At 67.7% G+C, this 19,806-nt stretch carries 19 protein-coding genes and 2 tRNA genes; 8 read left to right on the top strand and 13 right to left on the bottom strand.

What is annotated here, in order from left to right:
* Nucleotides 1-390, top strand: coding sequence for a holo-ACP synthase AcpS (acpS, locus tag ACWDUA_RS10945; RefSeq protein ID WP_449751039.1), 390 nt, complete (start codon nt 1-3; stop codon nt 388-390).
* A gap of 28 nt (nt 391-418) precedes the next feature.
* Here the strand turns inward: acpS and ACWDUA_RS10940 are convergent, their stop codons facing one another.
* On the bottom strand, nt 419-1,036 hold the full coding sequence (locus tag ACWDUA_RS10940; protein ID WP_449751038.1) for a TetR family transcriptional regulator: 618 nt from the start codon (nt 1,034-1,036) through the stop codon (nt 419-421).
* A gap of 45 nt (nt 1,037-1,081) precedes the next feature.
* The gene (bcp, locus tag ACWDUA_RS10935) at nt 1,082-1,555 is read right to left on the bottom strand and encodes a thioredoxin-dependent thiol peroxidase (protein WP_449751037.1); all 474 of its coding nucleotides are present in this window, start codon (nt 1,553-1,555) and stop codon (nt 1,082-1,084) included.
* 171 nt (nt 1,556-1,726) lie between these two features.
* On the opposite strand from bcp, the gene ACWDUA_RS10930 reads away from it, so the two are divergent.
* The 5 genes from ACWDUA_RS10930 to ACWDUA_RS10910 all read left to right on the top strand — a co-directional run bounded on the left by ACWDUA_RS10930 (nt 1,727) and on the right by ACWDUA_RS10910 (nt 5,723).
* The gene (locus tag ACWDUA_RS10930) at nt 1,727-1,948 is read left to right on the top strand and encodes a DUF3618 domain-containing protein (RefSeq protein ID WP_449751036.1); all 222 of its coding nucleotides are present in this window, start codon (nt 1,727-1,729) and stop codon (nt 1,946-1,948) included.
* Nucleotides 1,945-3,150 carry a L,D-transpeptidase gene (locus tag ACWDUA_RS10925; protein ID WP_449751035.1) on the top strand — a complete coding sequence of 402 codons (1,206 nt, stop codon included), beginning with the start codon at nt 1,945-1,947 and terminating at the stop codon, nt 3,148-3,150. The genes ACWDUA_RS10930 and ACWDUA_RS10925 overlap by 4 nt, the downstream gene beginning before the upstream one ends.
* A 115-nt stretch (nt 3,151-3,265) precedes the next feature.
* Nucleotides 3,266-3,338, top strand: a tRNA-Lys gene (locus ACWDUA_RS10920).
* A gap of 313 nt (nt 3,339-3,651) precedes the next feature.
* Nucleotides 3,652-4,257 carry a permease gene (locus ACWDUA_RS10915; RefSeq protein ID WP_449751034.1) on the top strand — a complete coding sequence of 202 codons (606 nt, stop codon included), beginning with the start codon at nt 3,652-3,654 and terminating at the stop codon, nt 4,255-4,257.
* A 251-nt stretch (nt 4,258-4,508) separates the two neighbouring features.
* The gene (locus tag ACWDUA_RS10910; protein WP_449751033.1) at nt 4,509-5,723 is read left to right on the top strand and encodes a L,D-transpeptidase; all 1,215 of its coding nucleotides are present in this window, start codon (nt 4,509-4,511) and stop codon (nt 5,721-5,723) included.
* A 119-nt stretch (nt 5,724-5,842) separates the two neighbouring features.
* Here ACWDUA_RS10910 and ACWDUA_RS10905 read toward each other — a convergent pair whose 3' ends face one another.
* From ACWDUA_RS10905 to orn, 4 genes are all read right to left on the bottom strand, one after another.
* Complete coding sequence (locus tag ACWDUA_RS10905; protein ID WP_020793727.1) at nt 5,843-6,013, bottom strand: hypothetical protein; 171 nt, start codon at nt 6,011-6,013, stop codon at nt 5,843-5,845.
* A gap of 491 nt (nt 6,014-6,504) precedes the next feature.
* Nucleotides 6,505-7,413, bottom strand: coding sequence for an exodeoxyribonuclease III (locus ACWDUA_RS10900; RefSeq protein WP_449751032.1), 909 nt, complete (start codon nt 7,411-7,413; stop codon nt 6,505-6,507).
* A 138-nt stretch (nt 7,414-7,551) separates the two neighbouring features.
* Nucleotides 7,552-7,624: transfer RNA gene (locus ACWDUA_RS10895), tRNA-His, on the bottom strand.
* Nucleotides 7,625-7,726: 102 nt separating this feature from the next.
* Nucleotides 7,727-8,326, bottom strand: coding sequence for an oligoribonuclease (gene orn, locus ACWDUA_RS10890; protein WP_449751031.1), 600 nt, complete (start codon nt 8,324-8,326; stop codon nt 7,727-7,729).
* A gap of 132 nt (nt 8,327-8,458) precedes the next feature.
* Here orn and ACWDUA_RS10885 point away from each other — a divergent pair, with 132 nt between their 5' ends.
* Entirely contained in the window at nt 8,459-10,033 is a 1,575-nt protein-coding gene (locus ACWDUA_RS10885) for a helicase HerA-like domain-containing protein (protein WP_449751030.1), read from the top strand.
* A gap of 53 nt (nt 10,034-10,086) precedes the next feature.
* On the opposite strand, the gene cmrA is transcribed toward ACWDUA_RS10885, so the two are convergent.
* From cmrA to ACWDUA_RS10860, 5 genes are all read right to left on the bottom strand, one after another.
* The gene (gene cmrA / locus ACWDUA_RS10880; protein WP_449751029.1) at nt 10,087-10,899 is read right to left on the bottom strand and encodes a mycolate reductase; all 813 of its coding nucleotides are present in this window, start codon (nt 10,897-10,899) and stop codon (nt 10,087-10,089) included.
* A gap of 131 nt (nt 10,900-11,030) precedes the next feature.
* Nucleotides 11,031-13,091: an oxidoreductase gene (locus ACWDUA_RS10875; protein WP_449751028.1), complete on the bottom strand. Its 2,061-nt coding sequence runs from the start codon at nt 13,089-13,091 to the stop codon at nt 11,031-11,033.
* Between the two features lie 53 nt (nt 13,092-13,144).
* Complete coding sequence (locus tag ACWDUA_RS10870) at nt 13,145-13,696, bottom strand: PadR family transcriptional regulator (RefSeq protein WP_449751027.1); 552 nt, start codon at nt 13,694-13,696, stop codon at nt 13,145-13,147.
* A gap of 45 nt (nt 13,697-13,741) precedes the next feature.
* Complete coding sequence (locus ACWDUA_RS10865; RefSeq protein WP_449751026.1) at nt 13,742-15,595, bottom strand: ABC transporter ATP-binding protein; 1,854 nt, start codon at nt 15,593-15,595, stop codon at nt 13,742-13,744.
* Between the two features lie 148 nt (nt 15,596-15,743).
* Complete coding sequence (locus ACWDUA_RS10860) at nt 15,744-15,875, bottom strand: hypothetical protein (protein ID WP_449751025.1); 132 nt, start codon at nt 15,873-15,875, stop codon at nt 15,744-15,746.
* A 236-nt stretch (nt 15,876-16,111) separates the two neighbouring features.
* Between ACWDUA_RS10860 and ACWDUA_RS10855 the strand changes: the two genes are divergently transcribed.
* Complete coding sequence (locus ACWDUA_RS10855; RefSeq protein ID WP_449751024.1) at nt 16,112-17,389, top strand: uracil-xanthine permease family protein; 1,278 nt, start codon at nt 16,112-16,114, stop codon at nt 17,387-17,389.
* Here ACWDUA_RS10855 and ACWDUA_RS10850 read toward each other — a convergent pair.
* Both ACWDUA_RS10850 and ACWDUA_RS10845 read right to left on the bottom strand, forming a co-directional pair.
* Complete coding sequence (locus ACWDUA_RS10850; protein ID WP_449751023.1) at nt 17,379-19,190, bottom strand: alpha/beta hydrolase; 1,812 nt, start codon at nt 19,188-19,190, stop codon at nt 17,379-17,381. The genes ACWDUA_RS10855 and ACWDUA_RS10850 overlap by 11 nt on opposite strands.
* Nucleotides 19,190-19,537 (bottom strand): hypothetical protein, encoded by a 348-nt coding sequence (locus tag ACWDUA_RS10845; RefSeq protein ID WP_449751022.1) that lies wholly within the window; start codon nt 19,535-19,537, stop codon nt 19,190-19,192. Before ACWDUA_RS10845 ends, ACWDUA_RS10850 begins: the two co-directional genes overlap by 1 nt.
* Between the last annotated feature and the right edge of the window lie 269 nt (nt 19,538-19,806).

The following is a 19,806-nucleotide window of genomic DNA, read 5'->3' as shown; positions in this document are numbered from 1 at the left end:
ATGGCAGTGCTGGGAATCGGGATCGACATCGTGTCCGTCCCCGAGTTCGCCGAGCAGCTCACCCAGCCGGGTACGACGTTCGCCGACCGTTTCACGGTCGGCGAGCGTCGGGACTCGGCGGCGGGCACCGGCGAGGACGCGCGGCATCTCGCCGCGCGGTGGGCGGCCAAGGAGGCCGTGATCAAGGCGTGGTCGGTGAGCCGGTTCGCGCGGACCCCACTGCTGCCGTTGATCCGGCACAGCGACATCGAGGTGGTCACCGACAACTGGGGCCGCCCGGCCGTCCGGTTGGCCGGCGAGATCGCCGAGCACCTCCGGGACACCCGTGTGCACGTCTCGCTGACGCATGACGGCCCCAGCGCCGCGGCCGTGGCGATCCTCGAGGAGTGATGCGGGCCTGTGGGAGGCCTCGGCCGAGTCAGGCGGAGGCCTCCTCCAGGAGGAGGTAGCCGGCGAGCATCCGTTTGAGTTCGGCGACGGTCTCGTCGTGGTCGTGCCCGTCCTGCACCGAGAAGCTCAGCAACGAGTAGGCGGTGTGCACCAGGACCTGCGACATCATGTCGCGCCGGTCGCGCTGGGACGGGGTCAGCGGCGCGATCAGACGTGAGACCTGTTGCGCCAGGACGAGTTCGTTCTCCGAGGCGGTGGCCCGGGTGGCCGGGGTGGACTGTACTGCCAGCCACACCGCGCGTCGCGACGGGTCGTCGCGCCAGAGGGCGGCGAGGTGGTCGAGGAACTTCTCCAGCAGCGCCGGCCACTCCAGTGACGGCACCTCGGTGGCGAATGCGGTGAGTTCCTCGCGCACGGCCACGGTGTCCTGCCGGTCGAGCTCACACACGATCACGTACTTGTTCGCGAAGTATTGATAGAGCGTGCCGATCGGCACCTCGGCGCGGGCGGCGATCTCCTCGCACGTGAGGGACTCGAATCCGACGTCGATCAGCAGTTCCCGCGCCGACGACAACATCGCCGAGAACTTGCGTTTGCTGCGTTCCTGCGTCGGTCGTTTACGGGGGACCAGGGGTTGGGGGGTCATGTGACTGGCGGGCTCATCCGATGGGAAGGGTGCGCGGTCGGGGGGTCAAACCGACAGGTCGCGGCGCAGTTTGGCGACGTGGCCGGTGGCGCGGACGTTGTACTGGGCCTCGGCGATGGTGCCGTCCTCGGCCACCAGGAACGTCGAGCGGATCACGCCGGTGACGACCTTGCCGTACAGCTTCTTCTCGCCGAACGCACCCCACTCGGTGAGCACGGTCTTCTCCGGGTCGCTCAGCAGCGGGAAGGTGAGGCCCTCTTTCTCGATGAACTTCTCGAGCTTGGCCGGCTTGTCCGGCGAGATACCGACAACCGCGATCCCGGCGTCGTTCAGGTCGGCCAGATTGTCGCGGAAGTCGCAGGCCTGCTTGGTGCATCCGGGGGTCGATGCGGCGGGATAGAAGTAGACGATCACCCTCTGTCCGGCGTAGTCGGACAAGGAGACCGGGTTGCCGTGGGCGTCCGGCAGGGTGAACGCCGGGGCGTGATCACCCGCCTCGAGACGCTGAGTACCTGACATGACGCTCAGGCTAGCCCATCGGAGACCGGCCACGGTTGCGGTCATGGCGTAGCCTTGTGATGCATTTCGCTGTGCCGTACCTCGAGCCGGGTATCTTCGCCCGGCCCTTGGTGTGTCGGGCGGATGTGACAGGGCGTCTCGCCAACCTTTTCATCTCTCTGGGAGGACCACGTGGCCGGGGATACCGACCGTATCGAGCAGGACATCGCGAAGGCCCGCGAAGACCTGGCCAACACACTCGACGAGCTGGCCGCACGCGCCAACCCGCAGCGACTGGCCGACGACGCCAAGGCCACCGTGCTCGCGACCCTCAACAAGCCGCCGGTGAAGTACGCCCTGGTCGGGGTGGGAGCCGTCGTCGCGCTCCTCGTCCTCCGCAGGATCATGGCGTGATCCCCGCGCGGGGCCATCGTGCCCGAAACGCGCTCCTCCTACTCACCGTCGGCGCCGCTGTGACCGTTATGCCAGGTTGCACGGCGTCGTCGTCGTATCCGGATACGGTCGGTGACGTGCCGGCGTTGAGTTCGCTGGGGCAGCCGACGATCGATGTGACCGGGTGGGGCAACCGTCCGGTGCGGGACGACGCAGTGGGAGTGATGCCCGGTGCACCGCTGACGGTGACCGCGCATGAGGGAGGTCTGTCGTCGGTGACCGTCACCGGGCCCGACGGTCCGGTCGCCGGAACGATGTCGGCCGACGGTGCCACGTGGACCGCCACCGACGTGCTCGACTTCGGCACGCACTACACGCTGACCGCCGCGGCCGACGGCGTGCAGGGCGCCGGGGCACGCAAGCTCGGATTCTCGACCGCCTCTGCGGATTCGACGGCGAGCGCGACCAGCGTGACCGACGATGGGGAGACCGTCGGCATCGGTCAGCCGGTGATGATCAACTTCGATCAGCCGATCACCGACAAGAAGAACGCGCAGCAGGCGATCACCGTCACCACCGATCCGCCGGTGCAGGGGGCGTTCTACTGGGTCAACGACTCGATGGTGCGGTGGCGACCGGAGCACTTCTGGAAGCCCGGCACCAAGGTGAGTGTGAAGGTGAACACAAAGGGCATCGACCTCGGTGACGGTGTGTACGGCGACAACACGCTGAACACGCACTTCACGGTCGGTCGCAGCTTCGTGGCGGCCGGTGACGACAAGACCCACATGATCACCATCACAGTCAACGGCAAGGTGGTGAAGACCATGCCGACCTCGATGGGCAAGGACTCCACCCCCACCAACAACGGCACCTACATCGTGGCCGAGCGGGAGCCGAGTGTGATCATGGACTCATCCACCTACGGTGTCCCGGTGAACTCGGCCGGCGGCTACCGCGAAGTGGTCTACGACGCCACCCGGATCTCCTACAGCGGTATCTATGTGCACTCCGCGCCGTGGTCACTGGGTGATCAGGGGGTCGACGACGTGAGCAACGGGTGTCTCAACGTGAGCCCGGACAATGCCGCATGGTTCCTCTCCCACGCCCTGCGCGGCGACGTCGTGACCGTCAAGAACGCCGTCGGACCCACCTTGCCGGGCGACGACGGGCTCGGTGACTGGAACGTCCCGTGGTCGGTCTGGTCGAAGGGCAATGCCTGAGCCGATACCACGGATTGTGCCCAAAACCCGTCCTGACCAGGCGATTTCATATCTCGGCAAACTGTCATGTAATGTTCTTCTCGGCTCGAGGAGCGGAACACAGAGCCAAGGCCGAGCGCCATTAGCTCAATTGGCAGAGCAGCTGACTCTTAATCAGCGGGTTCGGGGTTCGAGTCCCTGATGGCGCACCGACGGGTAACCCCCGCCACCGGAGATCACCGGCGGCGGGGGTTTTCTCGTCTTCCGATCCGCTGGACCGGTGTCGACACCGGGTGGGCTCCGATCCCCGTCTCGGCCTTGCGAACTCGCTGAAGTCGCCGACCGTCCACGCGGCACCGGCCGCACCCTCCAGACCCCGGGGCCCACGTGCCCGGCCCGCCGCCGACGGGCCGACGGGTATCGGAGATCCGGGCACCGGACCGAGGCCGCACAGGAACCACAACGGTCATCACCGGCGCGCGCAGTGGCGCAAACCGTCGCGGCTGACAAGGATGAGGGGTCATGGGAGCTCTCGACAAGGCAGGGTCAACACCGCCACCACCACCACCACCACCGGCGAAGGTTCAGACCGGCTGGCCGTCGTGGGCCAAGAAGACGGTCTGGACGATCATCCTCATCGCGGTGGTCGTCGCGGCCTACTTCATCCTGGCCGCGTTCCTGCCGAGATGGTGGGCGCAGCGAGTGGGGAACATGGCCTCGGAGAGCATGGGACAGGGGATTCTCACCGGACTCGGGTTCGGTCTGGTGTGCACACTGCTGACGCTGCTGTTCCTGTTCCTGGCGTTCGGTGCCAGACGCTGGTCGCGGCGCTCGTTCTTCGTCCCGGTGTTCCTGATCCTGGCCATCGTGGCGTCGATCCCCAATCTGCTGACCCTGGGCATCGTGCTCGGTGCCGGCAACGGGGCGCATGCCGGCGAACGGATTCTCGACGTCCAGGCTCCCGGCTTCCGGGGTGCGACGTTGATCGGCGTGATCATCGGCGTGGTGATCTTCGTGGCGATCGCGTTAGTCGGATTCCAGATGCGTCGCCGACCCGCCAAGGGTGCCGCCGCACCGGCGCCGACCCCCGGGGCCGACGGGCCCGCCGACACTCCGACGGCACCCTAGGGCCCGCCCGGTATGTCGGACTGGTTCTGCGAAATCTCCTGGTAGCATCATCGTCAGGCATGGACGCCCCGCGAGTTCGGGGCGTCCATTCATGTCGGCATCACGTCATCTGATCCGCGCCGGGAACACGGTGCGGGCGTCAGATGTCATGCGGTCGACCGACTCGGGCATTTCCGAGTTCTCGTACACTCTGGGTGCGAGGCAGCGCGTCAATGGTGGGCCAGGCAGTGGTGGCTCTGTGAGGGAGTGACATGGGGAGCAATCGGACTCGGCATCGGTCGCGGTCGGTGGTGGTGGTCGGCGGGGTGCTGATGGCGATCGTCGCCCTGGTCACCGGCTGCTCGCAGGAAGCCTCCTATTCCAACGACGTCTCGAGCTCAGTGCTCTTCGACGACCTGCTCAAGCCCGGTCTGGCCATCACTGAATGGGGTGAGAAGCCACTCGTCGACGACGCCGTCGGTGTGCAGCCGGGCGCCCCCATCACGGTGAACGCCAGCGAGGGTGCGCTGACCAACGTGCGCATCAACAAGGCCGACGGATCGCAGCTGACCGGCACCATGTCCGACGACGGCGCCAGCTGGACCAGCGCCGAGGCACTGGGCTACAACCGCACCTACACCCTGACCGCCGACGCGGTCGGTGTCGGCGGTGCCAGCACCAAGAAGGTCAGCTTCACCACCCGTGCCCCCAACAGCCTCACCCAGGCGTACCTGACGCCCAGCAACGGTGAGACCGTCGGTATCGGCCAGCCGGTGGCGGTGAAGTTCGACGAGTCGATCCCGGATCGCAAGGCGGCCCAGCAGGCCATCCGGATCACCACCAATCCACCCACCGAGGGAGCCTTCTACTGGATCAGCGACTCCGAGGTGCGCTGGCGTCCCCAGGAGTACTGGAAGCCGGGTACCACCGTCAGCGTCGCGGTGAACACCTACGGCATCGACCTCGGTGACGGTCTGTTCGGGCAGGAAAACGTCAAGTCGACGTTCAAGGTGGGGCGCTCGATGATCATCACCGCCGACGACAAGACCAAAGAGGTCGTGTTCGTTCAGAACGGCAAGACCATCCGCACCATGCCGACCTCGATGGGCAAGGACTCGACGCCCACCGACAACGGCGTGTACCTGGTGTCGGACAAGCACGACAACATCATCATGGACTCGTCCACGTACGGCGTGCCGGTCGGTTCGGCCGACGGCTACCGCACTCCGGTCGACTATGCGACCCGAATGTCCTACAGCGGCATCTTCTTCCACTCGGCCCCGTGGTCGGTGTGGGCGCAGGGCAACACCAACACCAGCCACGGATGTCTGAACCTGAGCCCGGAGAACGCGCTCTGGGTCATGAACAACACGCTGCGCGGTGACCCGGTGGTCGTGAAGAACACCGTGGGCGGGGATCTGCCGGGAACCGATGGCCTCGGCGACTGGAACATCCCGTGGGAGAAGTGGTCCAAGGGCAACGCCTGATCGCCGGGGGCGACATACTCGGCCGCGATCGACGCGGCGACGATTCGCACAGACGACAGGGGCGCGACCGGAAAATCCCGGACGCGCCCCTGTCGTCTTGGTCGGTGGGGGAACGACTACTACTTTTTCTTCTTGGCGTCCTTGATGATCGCCGCGACCTCGTCGGCATCGATCTTCTTCGCGACCAACTTGCCGCTCTTGGCCTTTCGGACCGAGTAGGTGTCCTTCTTCTTTCCGGGGGCGACGTGAAGACCGACCTTCTCGGCGGCCTTGTTCAGTTCCTCGAGCATGGATCGAGAGAGTAGGTGACGAAGGTGAACACCGACGAATCGTCTGCGTGTCGCAGTGGCCGGTTTCGCAGGATCCCGCTCGGGTGACGTGGATCCGACCTACCCGACCGGTCAGGACGCGGGGCCGGCGACCCGCGGAATGGCCCCGCGGGTACAGCCGGTGGGTCGGTCTGATCTACCGGCGGGTAGCAAATCTGGTGGCGCGGTGCTGTGCCGAGGTGATGCCCAGGATCGCGGTGCCGGTGAGTTCGCCGCGACCATACATCGGGAGCGGCGTATCGGCACCGGACATGGTGTCTTGGCTGCCGGACACCTGTTCGGTTGGGCGCTCGACGATCTCGAGCGTGTTGTCGACATGGTGTGAACGCTGAATGCCCCGGAGGTTTCGATCCTGGTCCGGCAGTCGTGGTGGACGGCCGAGCGTACGAGCAGTGGCCGGCGGGTCGGCCGGCCGCGTGCCTTGCGCGGGCGCATACGGCAGGTCGGCGGGGTCAGGCCTCGGGTCGGGCCGACAACTCCCGGTAGGTCACGACGAGAGGTGCGTGGTCGGAGAGTCGGTCGTCCGGTGCGGCCTCCTTGTCGACGGTGACGTCGGTCGCCAGGCGTGCGAGACCGGGGGTGGCGAGCTGATGGTCGACCCGCCAGCCCACGTCCTTGGTGAACGACTGGCCGGCCCAGCTCCACCACGTCAGGGGGCCGGGGCGATCGCCGTGGGTCTGCCGGACCACGTCGACGAGCCTGCGGTTGCCCAGCACGGTGTCGAACCACTCGCGGTCCTCGGGGAGGAAGCCGTCCATCTTCTGAGCCGGCCGCCAGTTGGTGACGTCGTGCCGGGTGTGTGCGATGTTGAGGTCACCGACAAGGAGGAACTCGCGGCCCGCTCGGATCGCGGCGAGGCGACTGCGATTCACCTCCCGGGTGAAGGCGGCCAGGAAGCGTTGTTTGCGTTCGTATCTGGCGCCCCCGTCGGGCGCCTCCCGCATCGATCCGGGCCGTTGCAGGTGCGCGGGAAGGCCGCCCTTCGGCAGATAGAGGGAGGCCACCGTGAGCGGCCGGTCGGCCAGATCGACCTCGACGTAGCGCCCGTGCCGGGCGAACTCGCCGAGCCCGCGGGATCGGGGCGGATGACTCACCCAGGTGCGTACGGCGACCGGTGGCCGCCGCGTGAGCAGCGCCACGCCGTTGCGGCCGGGCACCGAGCCGACGTCCACCGCCGCCGAGTATCCGACGAAGTCGCCGACCTCGGCAGCCGGGCACCGCAGTTCCTGGAGTGCCACCACGTCGGGGCCCCGGGTGGCCAGCCATTCGTCGAAGCCACGGCGACGTGCCGCCCGGATGCCGTTGACGTTGAACGACGCGACCGTGAACGAGCCGATGTCGGTCGGGCCTGTGGCAGTCATGTCCGATACTGTGCCGCATCGCCGCGGCATCGACGCTGGGGGATCGGGTGCGGGACGCGGGCAGGGGATCGTCTCGGCAGCGAACAGGTGCCGAAACCCGAAGTGGGAGGCCCCGTTCGGGACCTCCCACTTGTTCGGGGTGAGTGACGGGACTCGAACCCGCGACAGCCAGGATCACAACCTGGTGCTCTACCAACTGAACTACACTCACCATCGGCATCTGGGGCCCGGGGTTTTCACCGGGTTCCAGAGCCAGGAACATACTCTAGCGAATGGATGACATAAAACGCCAATCGCCTGCCTACCAGCGGGTTCAGGCCGGTCCGAGGTCGTCGACGATCTGGATCAGCGCATCGGCGTCGGGACCGGGGACGGGGACGAACGCCGCGGCCCGGTAGTACTTGAGCTCGCGGATGGACTCGCGGATGTCGGCGAGGGCCCGGTGGGCGAGTCCCTTCTCCGGCTGGCCGAAGTAGATCTTGGGATACCAGCGCCGACACAGTTCCTTGATCGAGCTGACATCGACCATGCGGTAGTGCAGGAAGGCGTCGAGCTCGGGCATGTCCCGGCTGATGAACCCGCGGTCGGTGGCGATGGAGTTGCCCGCCAACGGCACCGTCCCGGCACTCGGGATGTGCCTGCGCAGATACTCCAGCACGAGCTCCTGCGCCTCGTCGAGGGTCACGGTGGAGCGTCGGACCTCGTCGGTGAGCCCGGAATTCGCATGCATCTTCTGCACCACGTCGGGCATCCCGGCCAGCGCATCGTCGTCGGCATGGATCACGACGTCCACACCCTCGCCGAGGATGTTGAGTTCACCGTCGGTCACCAACGCCGCGATCTCGATCAGTTTGTCCGACTCCAGACGGAGTCCGGTCATCTCACAGTCGATCCACACCAGTTTGTCCTGCACCCGTCAACTCTAGCCAACCGCAGGTCCCACGCCCGGCGAAGTCGGGCGGCTATCGTGATCGAGTGCATTCGTGACGCGGCATCGTTCGCCGGTCGCGCCGGCGCCACCCACCCGACGGAAGGAACCGTTGCAGTGACCGATCCCGCTCAGGCGGCCGCGACGATCGCGGCCGGTTACGCGTTCTCCTCGACCGCGCTCGAACTCGGCTCGGTGTCGGTGGACGGCCAGGTCAGTGCAGATGCGCGGGTGCGGATCCCGCTGTCGATGATGAACCGGCACGGACTGGTCGCCGGGGCCACCGGCACCGGCAAGACCAAGACCCTGCAGCTGATCGCCGAACAGCTCTCGGCCAACGGTGTGCCGGTGATCATGGCCGACATCAAGGGCGACCTGTCCGGGCTGAGCAACCCCGGCGAGTCCAACGACAAGATCACCGAACGCGCGGGGCAGACCGGCGACGACTGGCAGCCCACAGCGCACCCGGTGGAGTTCGTCTCCCTCGGCGATTCAGGGATCGGTGTGCCGATCCGGGCCACGATCACCTCCTTCGGGCCGATCCTGCTCGCAAAGGTGCTCGGACTCAACGAGACCCAGGAGTCGGTGCTCGGCCTGATCTTCCACTGGGCCGACCAGCGCGGCCTGCCGCTGCTCGACCTCAAGGACCTGCGGGCGGTGATCGGCTACCTGACCAGCGACGAGGGCAAACCCGAACTCAAGGCGATCGGCGGGGTCTCCACCCAGACCGCCGGAGTGATCCTGCGGGCGTTGACCAATCTGGCCGCCGACGGTGGGGACACCTTCTTCGGTGAGCCGGAGATCGAACCGACCGATCTGCTGCGCCTGGCCGCCGACGGACGCGGCGTCATCACCCTGTTCGAGCTCGGCGCGCAGGCCGCCCGCCCGGCCCTGTTCTCGACCTTCCTGATGTGGATCCTGGCCGATCTGTTCGAGTTCCTGCCCGAGGTCGGCGACCTCGACAAGCCCAAGCTGGTGTTCATCTTCGACGAGTCGCATCTGCTATTCGCCGACGCATCGAAGGCGTTCAAAGAGCAGGTCGTGCAAACCGTCAAGCTCATCCGGTCCAAGGGCGTCGGCGTGTTCTTCTGTTCGCAGCTGCCCACCGACATCCCCAACGACGTGCTCTCGCAGCTGGGTTCACGGATTCAGCACGCGTTGCGCGCCTTCACCCCCGACGACCAGAAGGCCCTGGCCAAGACGGTCAAGACCTACCCGGTCTCCGACGTGTACAAGCTCGACCAGGCACTCACCGCGCTCGGCACCGGTGAGGCGGTGGTGACGGTGCTCTCCGAGAAGGGAGCTCCCACACCGGTCGCGTGGACGGTGATCCGCCCGCCGCGGTCGTCGATGCAGGCGGTCGGGGCCGAGGGCATCACCGCCGCCGCGACGGCGAGCCCGCTCTATGCCAAGTACGGCCAGTCGATCGACCGGGAATCGGCCTACGAGAAGCTCGCCGCCAAGACCCTTGCGCCGGGGGAGTCGCCCGACGCGCCGGCCCCCGTTCCGGTCCCGGCTCCCGCCCCGGCCCCGAAGCCCGCGCCGGCCCCGAAGCCCACGCCGGAGGAGCCCGGCATCCTCACCGAGGTGCTCACCAGCAAGCCGATGCAGAACTTCCTGAAGTCGGCGGCGACCGCCGCGGGCCGCGAGTTCAGTCGCGCGATCTTCGGTACCGGCCGACGCCGACGCTGAGGCGTCGGCGGTGCCCGCCGGGGCGGGCTGGACCGGGTGGGCAGGCGCGGGGGCTACTGCTCTCCGTCGCCGAGCCTGCGGTAGAAGGTGCCGACGATGGGGGCGACCACCGCGCGTGGACTGTAGCCGCCGGCCACCGACATCGCCTTCGACAAGGTGCCGGGCACCACGCGCATCTTGTTGTGCTCCAACGCCTCCAGGCTCATCTCGGCGACCTTGTCGCTGGAGTGCCAGAGGAAGTCGGGGACCAGCCTGTCGACGATCGACGCCTCGTCGGCCGCCGGAGTGTGCGTGCGCACCGGCCCCGGCGCGAGCAGGGTGACGTGCACGCCCTGCCCCGACACCTCGCCACGCAGTGACTCGCTGAAGGTGTTCACGAACGCCTTGCTCGCCGCGTAGGTGGCGTTGTTGGGGATCGGCATGTTGCCCGCCGCCGACCCCACCATCAGGATGCCGCCGGAGCGTCGGGCCACCATCTGCGGCAGCACGGCCAGGGTGAGGTCGTGAACCGCGTTGACGTTCAACAGGACCTGGGCGCGCTCGTAGTCGGCGTCGAGCTCGGCGACCGGGCCGAAGGTGGCGATCCCGGCGTTGTTGGCCAGGATCGAGATCTCGCGTCCGGCGAGTTCGGCGGCGAGGACCGCCACCGCCGTCGGATCCGACAGGTCGGTGGGCCGCACCTCGACGGCCACACGCTGCGCGGTGCGCAGGTCCTCGGCGAGTTCCTCGAGGATCTCGCCACGGCGGGCGACCAGGATGAGGGAATGGCCGCGGTGGGCGAGGTTCCGGGCGAGGGCCATACCGATGCCGGACGAGGCTCCGGTGACGACGGCACGGGCGGAGGCGGACGGTGCGGGGACTGCCATGCCGCTCATCGTAATCAGCGGTCCACACCGGTGATCGATCCGCGTCCCGGTGTCACCTCTTCCGGCGACACCGGGACCCGGTGGGATCAGACGCGGTGGGATCAGACGCGGTGGGATCAGATGCGGTGGGATCAGATCCCCGCGGCCACCTCGGTGCCCTGCCGGATGGCGCGCTTGGCGTCGAGTTCGGCCGCGAGGTCGGCGCCACCGATCACGTGGGTGGTGACCCCGGCCAGGGTGAGCGGATCGACGAGCTCCCGCACCGACTCCTGCCCGGCGCACAGCACCACGTTGTCGACCTCGAGGATGCGGGTCTCGGTGACGGTACCGTCGGCGTCGTGGAAGCTCAGGTGCAGCCCCCGATCGTCGATCCTGTCGTAGGTTGCGCCCGAGATCTGTTCCACGCCTTTCATCTTCATCTGTGCGCGGTGGACCCAGCCGGTGGTCTTACCGAGTGTCTTGCCCTGCCTGCCGGGCTTGCGCTGCACCAGGTACACCTGCCGGATCGCCGGCAGCGGTCGCGGCTTGGTGACGAAGCCGGGTGTCTCCGGGTCCTCGGTGACACCCCATTCCTGCTCCCATTCCTTGAGATTGAGCGTCGGTGACTCGTCGGTGGTGAGGAACTCGCTGACGTCGAAGCCGATGCCGCCGGCGCCGATCACCGCCACCCGTTTGCCGATCTCGCGGCGTCCGAGCACGGCATCGGCGTAGGACATCACCATCGGATGGTCCACCCCGGGGATGTGTGGGACGCGCGGGATGACGCCGGTCGCGACGATCACGTCGTCGAACTCCTCGGCGATGATGTCGTCGGCACTCACCCGGGTGTCGAGGTGAACGGTGACGCCGAGCACCTCGAGGCGGCGGGTGAAGTAGCGGATGGTCTCGGCGAACTCCTCCTTGCCCGGGATCCGGGAGGCGATCGAGAACTGGCCGCCGATGCTGCTGCCGCCCTCGTACAGGTCCACCCGGTGGCCGCGTTCGGCGGCCGACACCGCCGCCGACAACCCGGCCGGTCCGGCGCCGATCACCGCGACCCGCTTGGCCCTGCGGGTGGGGCCGAGGATCAGTGTGGTCTCGCGTCCGGCACGCGGATTGACCAGGCACGAAACGTGTTTGCCCACGAAGGCGTGATCGAGACACGCCTGGTTGCATCCAATGCAGGTGTTGATCTCGTCGGCGCGACCCTCGCGCGCCTTGTTTGCCAGGTGCGGGTCGGCCAGGAACGGGCGGGCCATCTGGATCGCGTCGACCCGCCCGCGGTCGAGGATCTCCTCGGCGAGTTCGGGGGTGTTGATCCGGTTGGCCGCGATCAGGGGGATCGACACCTCGTCACGCAGCCGTTCGGTGAACTTCACGAAGGCCGCGCGCGGGACCGAGGTGACGATGGTCGGGACCTGCGCCTCGTGCCAGCCGATGTCGGTGTTGATCGCGTCGACGCCGAGCGCCTCGGCCTTGCGGGCCATCAGGGCGATCTCGTCCCAGGTCTGTCCCTTGCGGACCAGGTCGGCGATGGACTGACGCAGGATCACCGGGAAGTCGCGTGGCACCTGCCGGCGGATCTCGGTGATCACCTCCACCAGGAAGCGCTGCCGGTTCTCGGTGGAGCCGCCCCACCTGTCGGTGCGGTCGTTGGTGTGCGGGCACAGGAACTGGTTGATCAGGTAGCCCTCGCCACCCATGATCTCGATGGCGTCGTACCCGGCCTCGCGGGCGAGCTTGGCGGACTGTCCGAACGAACTGATCACGTGCCGGATGATCGGCTCGGTCATCCGCAGATGCTTGAACGGGTGGATCGGGGACGGCTCTGTGCCCGGTGCCACCTTGAACGGCGTGTAGCCGTACCGGCCGGCATGGATGAGTTGCATCGCGATCTTGGCGCCCTCGGTGTGGACGGCCTTGGTGATGCGCCGGTGGCGCCGCATGTCGACGACGTTGGTCATCTTGCCGCCGAAGGCCATCAGCAGGCCGGTACGGCTGGTGCCGAAGCCGCCGGTGACGATCAGGCCCGCGCCGCCGCGCGCGCGTTCGGCGAAGTAGGCGGCGAGCTTGTCGGTGTCCCACAGCCGGTCCTCGAGGCCGGTGTGCATGGAGCCCATCACGATCCGGTTCCGGAGGGTCATGCCACCGATGTCGAGGGGCTCGAACAGATGGGGGTAGTAGGGGTTGCGCTCGGTCGACGGGGCTGTCATCGAGTCACCTCTCTCTGTGGACGTCGCGTGCGGACGTCGGAGTCTGTGGGAGTTCAGGAGTTCTCGTCGAGTTCTCGCTGGAGTGCGGTGAGCACCTCGTCGCACCAGTCGATGAATCCCTCCTCGATCCGGACGCCGCCGCGCAGCACCAGGTACTGATGCAGACGCCGGCCGGTCAGCCGGTCGGGATCGGGATAGTCGTCCTTCTCGAATCCCCGATACAGGTCGAGGCGGGCGACGTGGAGTTCGCGGTGGCGGTGCAGCTCGGTGATCACCTCGGGCAGGTCGGCGATCTGGGCGGCCCGGATCTTCAGGCCGAGATCGTCGCGCAGCTTCTGGATCGGGGTCGGGGTGGCGACCCACTCCCGCAGCGCTTCCCGACCGGCGTCGGACAGGGTGTAGACCTTCTTGTCCGGTCGGCCCTCCTGCACCACCGGCTCATAGCTGACGAGGCCGTCGGCGTGGAGCTTGCGCAGCGTCCGGTAGATCTGCTGATGGGTCGCCGACCAGAAATGGCCGATCGACCGGTCGAATTGTCGACCGAGCTCGTAACCGGTGCCCGGTCGTTCGGACAACGACACCATGATCGCGTGTTCGAGTGCCACGAATCACACGCTAGCAGTGCAACAACGCACTATGCAACGGTGACACTATGCGCGCAGGTGCATAGGGCGAGGTTTCGTGGCGGCCGGTTCGATGATCTGGCGGGAGGCGAGCTCTTCCGGGAGAATCCACCGTGCCTGCTCCTGCAGGTGCCCGTCGTGGAGTTCGACGACGATGTCGGCGATGTCGGCGACCCGCTGGTCGTGGGTGATCAACAGGGTGGTGCGCCCGGAGGCGATGCGCCGCAGCGGTTCGAGGATGCGGGAGACGGTCCGGTCATCGAGTCCCGAGGTGGGCTCATCGAGGATCAGCACCGGCGTGTCGCGGATCATGGCACGGGCCATCGCGATCCGCTGACGCTGCCCGCCCGACAGGGTCAGGCCGCCGTCGTGCAACTCGGTGTCGTAACCGTCGGGCAGCGCCCGGATGAACTCGTCGGCGTCGGTGGCCTGGGCGGCCCGGACGATCGCCGCGCGGTCGGCGTCGGGCCGGCCGTAGGCGATGTTGTCGGCGACGGTCGCCCCCTTGACCACCGGCGACTGCGGTAGCAGGGTCACCTGGTCGCGGATGGCGTGGCCGGTCAGGGTGTCGTAGTCGCGGTCGCCGAGTGAGATGGAGCCCGAATCAGGATGCTCGAATCGGCACAGCAGCGACGCGAGGCTGGTCTTGCCGGTACCGCTGGGGCCGACGAGGGCGGTGATCTGCCCGGGGGTCAAGGTCAGGTCGATGCCGTCGAGGACGGCGATGGCGTCGCGGCGCAGCGAGACCGACCGCAGGGTGACCGGTACGCCGGCGGTGGGGGCCGACGAGGGGTCGGCGATGCCTGCGGCAGGGGAGTCGATGATGCCTGCGGCAGCCGGGGAGTCGATGGTGCCTGCGGGTGCGGCGGCTCGATCGGTCGCGGCGGCGAGGGCGCAGGCCTCGTCGGAGTCGTGCTCGGTGGGTTGCAGGTCCAGCACCTCGGCGACACGCTCGGCGCTGACCACCGCGGCGGCGACGGCGAGACGGACGTCGGCGATCTCCTGCATCTTGGGGTAGAGCATGCCGAGATAGCCGGTCAGGGAAAGCAATTGGCCGATGCTGAGGTTGCCCTGCCGGACCTGCCAGACACCGGCGACGGCGATCGCGAGGGTCACCACCACCTGGCCGAAGCCCATCACGGCACCGAAGCCGGCCTCCACCCGGGTCTGGGCCAGGCGGGCGTCGCGCCAGGCGGCGCCGTGGCGATGCAGGCGGGCGTGCTCGCGGGACTGCTGGTTGTAGGCGACGGCGGTCTCGTGGCCGACCAGCGCGCTCTCCACGGCATCGGCGATGTCGCTGTTGGCGCCGCGCTCGTCGCGGGTGGCGGCCACCTGCCTGCGGGCGAAGAACGACGAGACCGACCAGAGCAGCGGCACCGCGGCCAAGGCGACCAGTGCGACCTGCCAGCTCATCAGGAGTGCGGCGATCACCAGTCCGACGGTGTTGAGGACGGCGATGATCAGCTGCATCACCCCGGACCCGACGAGGTATTCGACGGCCTCGAGGTCACTGGAGTGGCGGCTGACGAGATTGCCCAGACCCAGCCGGCGGTGCAGGACCGGATGCAGTCGCTGGACGTGAGCGAACAGGCGGTCCCGCAGGCGCAGGACCACACCCTCGGAGACCCCGACCGAGATGATCTGGCCGTAGTAGTCGGCGACGGTGGAGATGGCGGTGATACCCAGCCAGATCGCCGCCAGCTGTGCAAAGGAGGCGATGCTGTCGGAGTTGAGGGCCCCGTCGATGACGTCGGCGAGCACGAACACCGCATAGATCTCACAGATCGCGGCGACGGCGAGCAGGATGCCGGCAAAGGCGAAGCGTCGGCCCATCCCGTGCAACACGGGGGCGAAACGTCGGAGGGCGGTCATCGTCGTCATCGGGCAACTCCACGGGGTGTGTGCAGAACGCGGCCGGACCCGGTGTGGCGAAGGGCGCCACACCGGGCCTGCCGGTCCGTACCCGGTCAGGGGCGCACAGGGCGGTGCGGTGTGACCGGACGAAAGAGGGGGATCGATCGGGTGTGACCTACTGCCAGACCCAGATCCAACGGAAGGTGCGCCAGTCCCACACGCGGACGCGACGACGGCGACGCGGCTGCTGTTGCTGCTGCGGGCGGTTCTGCGGGCGCTGCTGCTGTTGCTGCTGCGGTCCAGGCATTGTCTTCTCCTTGTCGATGGACACGTCGGCATCGATGCCGACACCGAAGAAACTATGACCGTCACCTTCGGCCGAGCTGGCCCCTTCCTGTACGCCCGCTGTCAAACGAAAACTGTTGATCACCTGGGTATTTCATGGGATGCTGATGTCCGTCGGCGTGGTCTTCGCACATGCCCGACGAGGGGTGCACCGGGGTTTGTGCGCGCCGGACCTCCCCGTCGCGCACACTGATGCGCATGACAAACGGCGACGACCGCGGATTACGGATGCTCAGCTGGACCAAGGTGGACGACGGGGTGGTGATCGCGCCGGGCGAGCGGCTCAGCTGGCCGCGCACCGTCGGAATCGGGCTGCAGCATGTGGTCGCGATGTTCGGTGCCACCTTCCTTGTCCCGGTGCTCACCGGGTTCCCGCCGTCGACGACGCTGTTCTTCTCCGGCATCGGCACCGTCCTGTTCCTGCTGATCACCCGCAACCGCCTGCCGAGCTATCTCGGGTCGAGTTTCGCCATCATCGCCCCGGTGACCGCTGCGGTGGCCTCGCACGGCCATTCGTCGGCACTCGGCGGCATCGTGGTGGTGGGCGCGCTGCTCATCGTCATCGGTGTGATCGTCAATTTCGTTGGGACACAGTGGATCGAGGTGACGATGCCGCCGATTGTCACCGGCACCATCGTCGCGTTGATCGGCCTCAACCTCGCTCCGGCGGCGAAGAACAACTTCGAGCAGGGTGCGGTCACCGCGACGGTCACCCTGGTGTTGCTGCTGGCCTCGATCGCATTCTTCCGCGGTCTGCTCGGACGTCTTGCGATCTTTCTCAGTGTGGTGCTCGGCTACCTGTTCGCCTTCGTCCGCGGTGAGGTGGACACTTCCGGCATCGCGTCGGCGGGATGGATCGGGTTGCCGGACTTCACCAGTCCCACCTTCTCGTTGTCGGTGATCCCGACCTTCCTGCCGGTGGTGCTCGTCCTGCTGGTCGAGAACATCGGGCACGTCAAATCGGTCGGCATGATGACCGGCGCCGACTACGACGACCGGATCGGTCGCGCGCTGGCCGCCGACGGCCTGGCCACCGTGCTCGCCGGCAGCGGCGGCGGATCGGCGACGACCACCTACGCCGAGAACATCGGTGTGATGGCAGCGACAAAGGTGTACTCGACCGCCGCCTATTGGGTGGCCGGTGCCGCAGCGATCATCCTGGGCCTGTGTCCCAAGGTCGGTGCGGTGATCGCGGCGATCCCGGCCGGCGTGCTCGGCGGCGTGACCACCGCCCTCTACGGTCTGGTCGGCATCATCGGTATCCATATCTGGGTCACCAATCGAGTGGACTTCGGCAGACCCATCAACCAGTTCACCGCGGCCATCCCGTTGGTGATCGGTATCGCCGATTTCACGTGGACGGTCGGCGGGCTCAGCTTCGGTGGCATCGCGATCGGTGCGATCGCCGCGCTCGTGATCTACCACAGCCTGCGGCTGATCGGCGGGTGGCGCGGAACCGCCGGCGTCAGGGGGTGAACGGGACGTCGGACGGTGAGATCCCCCGACCGTCCCACCCCGCCGGTGGTCGTGGAATGGGTGCTTCGGGGAACAGCGGTCGGGAAATCGGCGGTTCGGGTGGTATCGGTTCGGGGATCGGCGGTGTCGGGTTGGGTGGCACGTCGGGGTGGTTGCCCTTGATGATCTCCACGGTGTTGCGGAACGGCGTCGATTCCGGGTCGTCCCAGTAGGCGCCGTGACCGTTCGGCCCGGTGATCGGTCGTCGGCCGTCACCCCAGGTGCCCATCTCGAGGTGCACCACGCCCGGCGCCTCGTCGGGGTCGTCGCCGTGCGGCCCGAACGGAACGCCCTGGAAATACTCCATGAAATCGCCGGGCGCCGTGAACGAGTATCGCCGGACGTGTTCGGCGGGGTTGTGCCACGGACCGTCGTGCACACCGGTCCCAGCCGAGGACGCATAGATGACATTGTCGGCGCGCAGCCCGAGTTGCTCGGCGGTGCCGAGGACCGAACCGCCATAGGAGTGGCCGATGTAGGTGGTGGCGGCGCCGGGTGCCACCGCGTCGAGTTCGGCGTCGAGGGCCTGCCCGAATGCCTTCAGCCGCGGGGCCATGTCGGCGGCGAAATGCGGGTCGAGGGCACTCTCGTCGGCGGCGTCGACGAGATGTCCCGGCACTCCGGCGAGCCCGGGACCGAGACCGATGACGAAGCCGCGGGGGATGGCCTGCAGCGGTTCGGTGCGCACGATCTCCTGGGGCAGATCGCCGTCGAGGTACATGAAGACCGGGCCGCCGGTTCGTTTCGCCAGATTCCAGGCGACCGTCCGGTTGCTCCCGCCGACCGAGTCGAGGTTGGTGCCGGTGCCGGGCACGAACACCGCCGCGTTACGGGTGCCACGACCGAGAGGGCCGACCATCTCGATGGAGCGGCCCAGGCGGGTGTTGTCGAAGGCGATGATCACGCGTTCGGCCTGCATGTCGTCGGGGTCGGCCTGGTCGGCGGGTGAGTCGTGGGCCGCGGCCGCGGTGGTGTTCCGCTGGCCCAGCATGTCGCAGAGCGTGCGGGCCCGAGCGGAACCGTCACCGTTGACACGGATCTCGGCGGCCAGTGCATTGCGTATGTTGATCTCGTTGGCGATACCGCGCTGTTCGAACGGGACGCCGTCGAGATTCCCGACCATCTGCGGATCGGCCTGGACGAGTCGGCGCATGTCGGTGGGGGAGAGGCGATCGAAGAGTGCGCGGCGCTCCTCGATCGTCATCGCCTGCAGCCGCCGGACGGCCTCGTCGGCGTCCACGAGCCCTATGCCCGGGATGGTCACCGGGGGTTGGCCGTCGATCATCGCCGCCAGATCCGCACGCAGGTCGTCGAGCCGGGAACCGTACGTCTCGTCGGTGCCGTCGATGAACGTCAGTCCACGGTCGATCGCCGCCGCGATCGTCGCGGCCTCACGGGCCCGCGAGGCGGAACGATGCGAGACCTGGCCGGTGTCGGTGACGGTGAACCCGGCGCCGACCGCGGCGTCGACCTCGCGGAGCACCACCGCCCGGGCATGACTCAGGTCGGTGCCGGCGTCCTTGGCCTCATCGGCGATCTGTTGCAACACATTCCGGACTTCTTGGATGTGGTCGGTCTCCTGCCGGACGCGGTACGACGCGGCATCCTTGGTCATCCCGTGCCAGTGCATCGGGAGCTGGGCCGCGAGGGCCACCGTTCCCGCCGCGCGATCGAGCACACCGGCGCCCTGCTGGGCCGAGTCGCCGGCCCCGGTGATCGTATCCGGACGCGACGACCGCAGTTGGGAGATGGTCGGGCGCATCAGCGGTCGGTCATCAGGTCGAAGACATGGGCCACCGAGGCGTCCGCGGTCTCACTGGTGGTGCTGAACGCCTCGAGCGCGACCGCCATCGAGATCAGCCGGTCGGCGATCGACTCGGTGGCAGCGAGCGCCGGTTTTCCGGTGGCGCGCAATGCGGTGATCACCCGGCTGCCCTCACCGCCGACGGTCAGTGCGTCGAACCGGATCCTGCCGACCGCGTTCCCCTGGGACCGCCAGGTGTCCGACAGCGCGGCGATCTCGTCCGGGTCCACCCCGAACCGGCCCGAGTCCGATCCGAACAGTCCCGAGAGCGGGCTGAACAACGATGACGGCGGGATGGGGGCCAAGGCGGACTCCTCGGTCGCAGGAATGCTGACGAAGGATTAGACGCAGCGACGCCCCGCTGCGGTTCCCTCCGATCGGGTTCCATCCGGCGTCGATCTTGTCGGAGTGGTCGACGGGAGTGGGGCGTTCCGAGGCGCCTGCGGAGGTCTCGACTCGGGTTCTCGCGCTGCTCGGTCCCTGCTCAATCGCCAAGTTGGGGTTGGTGGTTGAGCCGATGAGGAGCGGAGCGACGAGGCGTGTCGAAACCTCTGTCGGCTGGGTTTGGGAGGTG

It is taken from the genome of Gordonia sp. NPDC003376 (assembly GCF_053589235.1).
This window is presented reverse-complemented; position numbering and strand designations above follow the sequence as displayed.

What these genes read in the sequence shown, in the direction of transcription:
- acpS (WP_449751039.1), top strand. Translation starts at nt 1, where the DNA reads ATGGCAGTGCTGGGAATCGGGATCGACATCGTGTCCGTCCCCGAGTTC.
- ACWDUA_RS10940 (WP_449751038.1), bottom strand. Translation starts at nt 1,036, where the DNA reads ATGACCCCCCAACCCCTGGTCCCCCGTAAACGACCGACGCAGGAACGC.
- bcp (WP_449751037.1), bottom strand. Translation starts at nt 1,555, where the DNA reads ATGTCAGGTACTCAGCGTCTCGAGGCGGGTGATCACGCCCCGGCGTTC.
- ACWDUA_RS10915 (WP_449751034.1), top strand. Translation starts at nt 3,652, where the DNA reads ATGGGAGCTCTCGACAAGGCAGGGTCAACACCGCCACCACCACCACCA.
- ACWDUA_RS10910 (WP_449751033.1), top strand. Translation starts at nt 4,509, where the DNA reads ATGGGGAGCAATCGGACTCGGCATCGGTCGCGGTCGGTGGTGGTGGTC.
- ACWDUA_RS10905 (WP_020793727.1), bottom strand. Translation starts at nt 6,013, where the DNA reads ATGCTCGAGGAACTGAACAAGGCCGCCGAGAAGGTCGGTCTTCACGTC.
- ACWDUA_RS10900 (WP_449751032.1), bottom strand. Translation starts at nt 7,413, where the DNA reads ATGACTGCCACAGGCCCGACCGACATCGGCTCGTTCACGGTCGCGTCG.
- cmrA (WP_449751029.1), bottom strand. Translation starts at nt 10,899, where the DNA reads ATGGCAGTCCCCGCACCGTCCGCCTCCGCCCGTGCCGTCGTCACCGGA.
- ACWDUA_RS10875 (WP_449751028.1), bottom strand. Translation starts at nt 13,091, where the DNA reads ATGACAGCCCCGTCGACCGAGCGCAACCCCTACTACCCCCATCTGTTC.
- ACWDUA_RS10865 (WP_449751026.1), bottom strand. Translation starts at nt 15,595, where the DNA reads ATGACGACGATGACCGCCCTCCGACGTTTCGCCCCCGTGTTGCACGGG.
- ACWDUA_RS10860 (WP_449751025.1), bottom strand. Translation starts at nt 15,875, where the DNA reads ATGCCTGGACCGCAGCAGCAACAGCAGCAGCGCCCGCAGAACCGCCCG.
- ACWDUA_RS10855 (WP_449751024.1), top strand. Translation starts at nt 16,112, where the DNA reads ATGACAAACGGCGACGACCGCGGATTACGGATGCTCAGCTGGACCAAG.
- ACWDUA_RS10850 (WP_449751023.1), bottom strand. Translation starts at nt 19,190, where the DNA reads ATGCGCCCGACCATCTCCCAACTGCGGTCGTCGCGTCCGGATACGATC.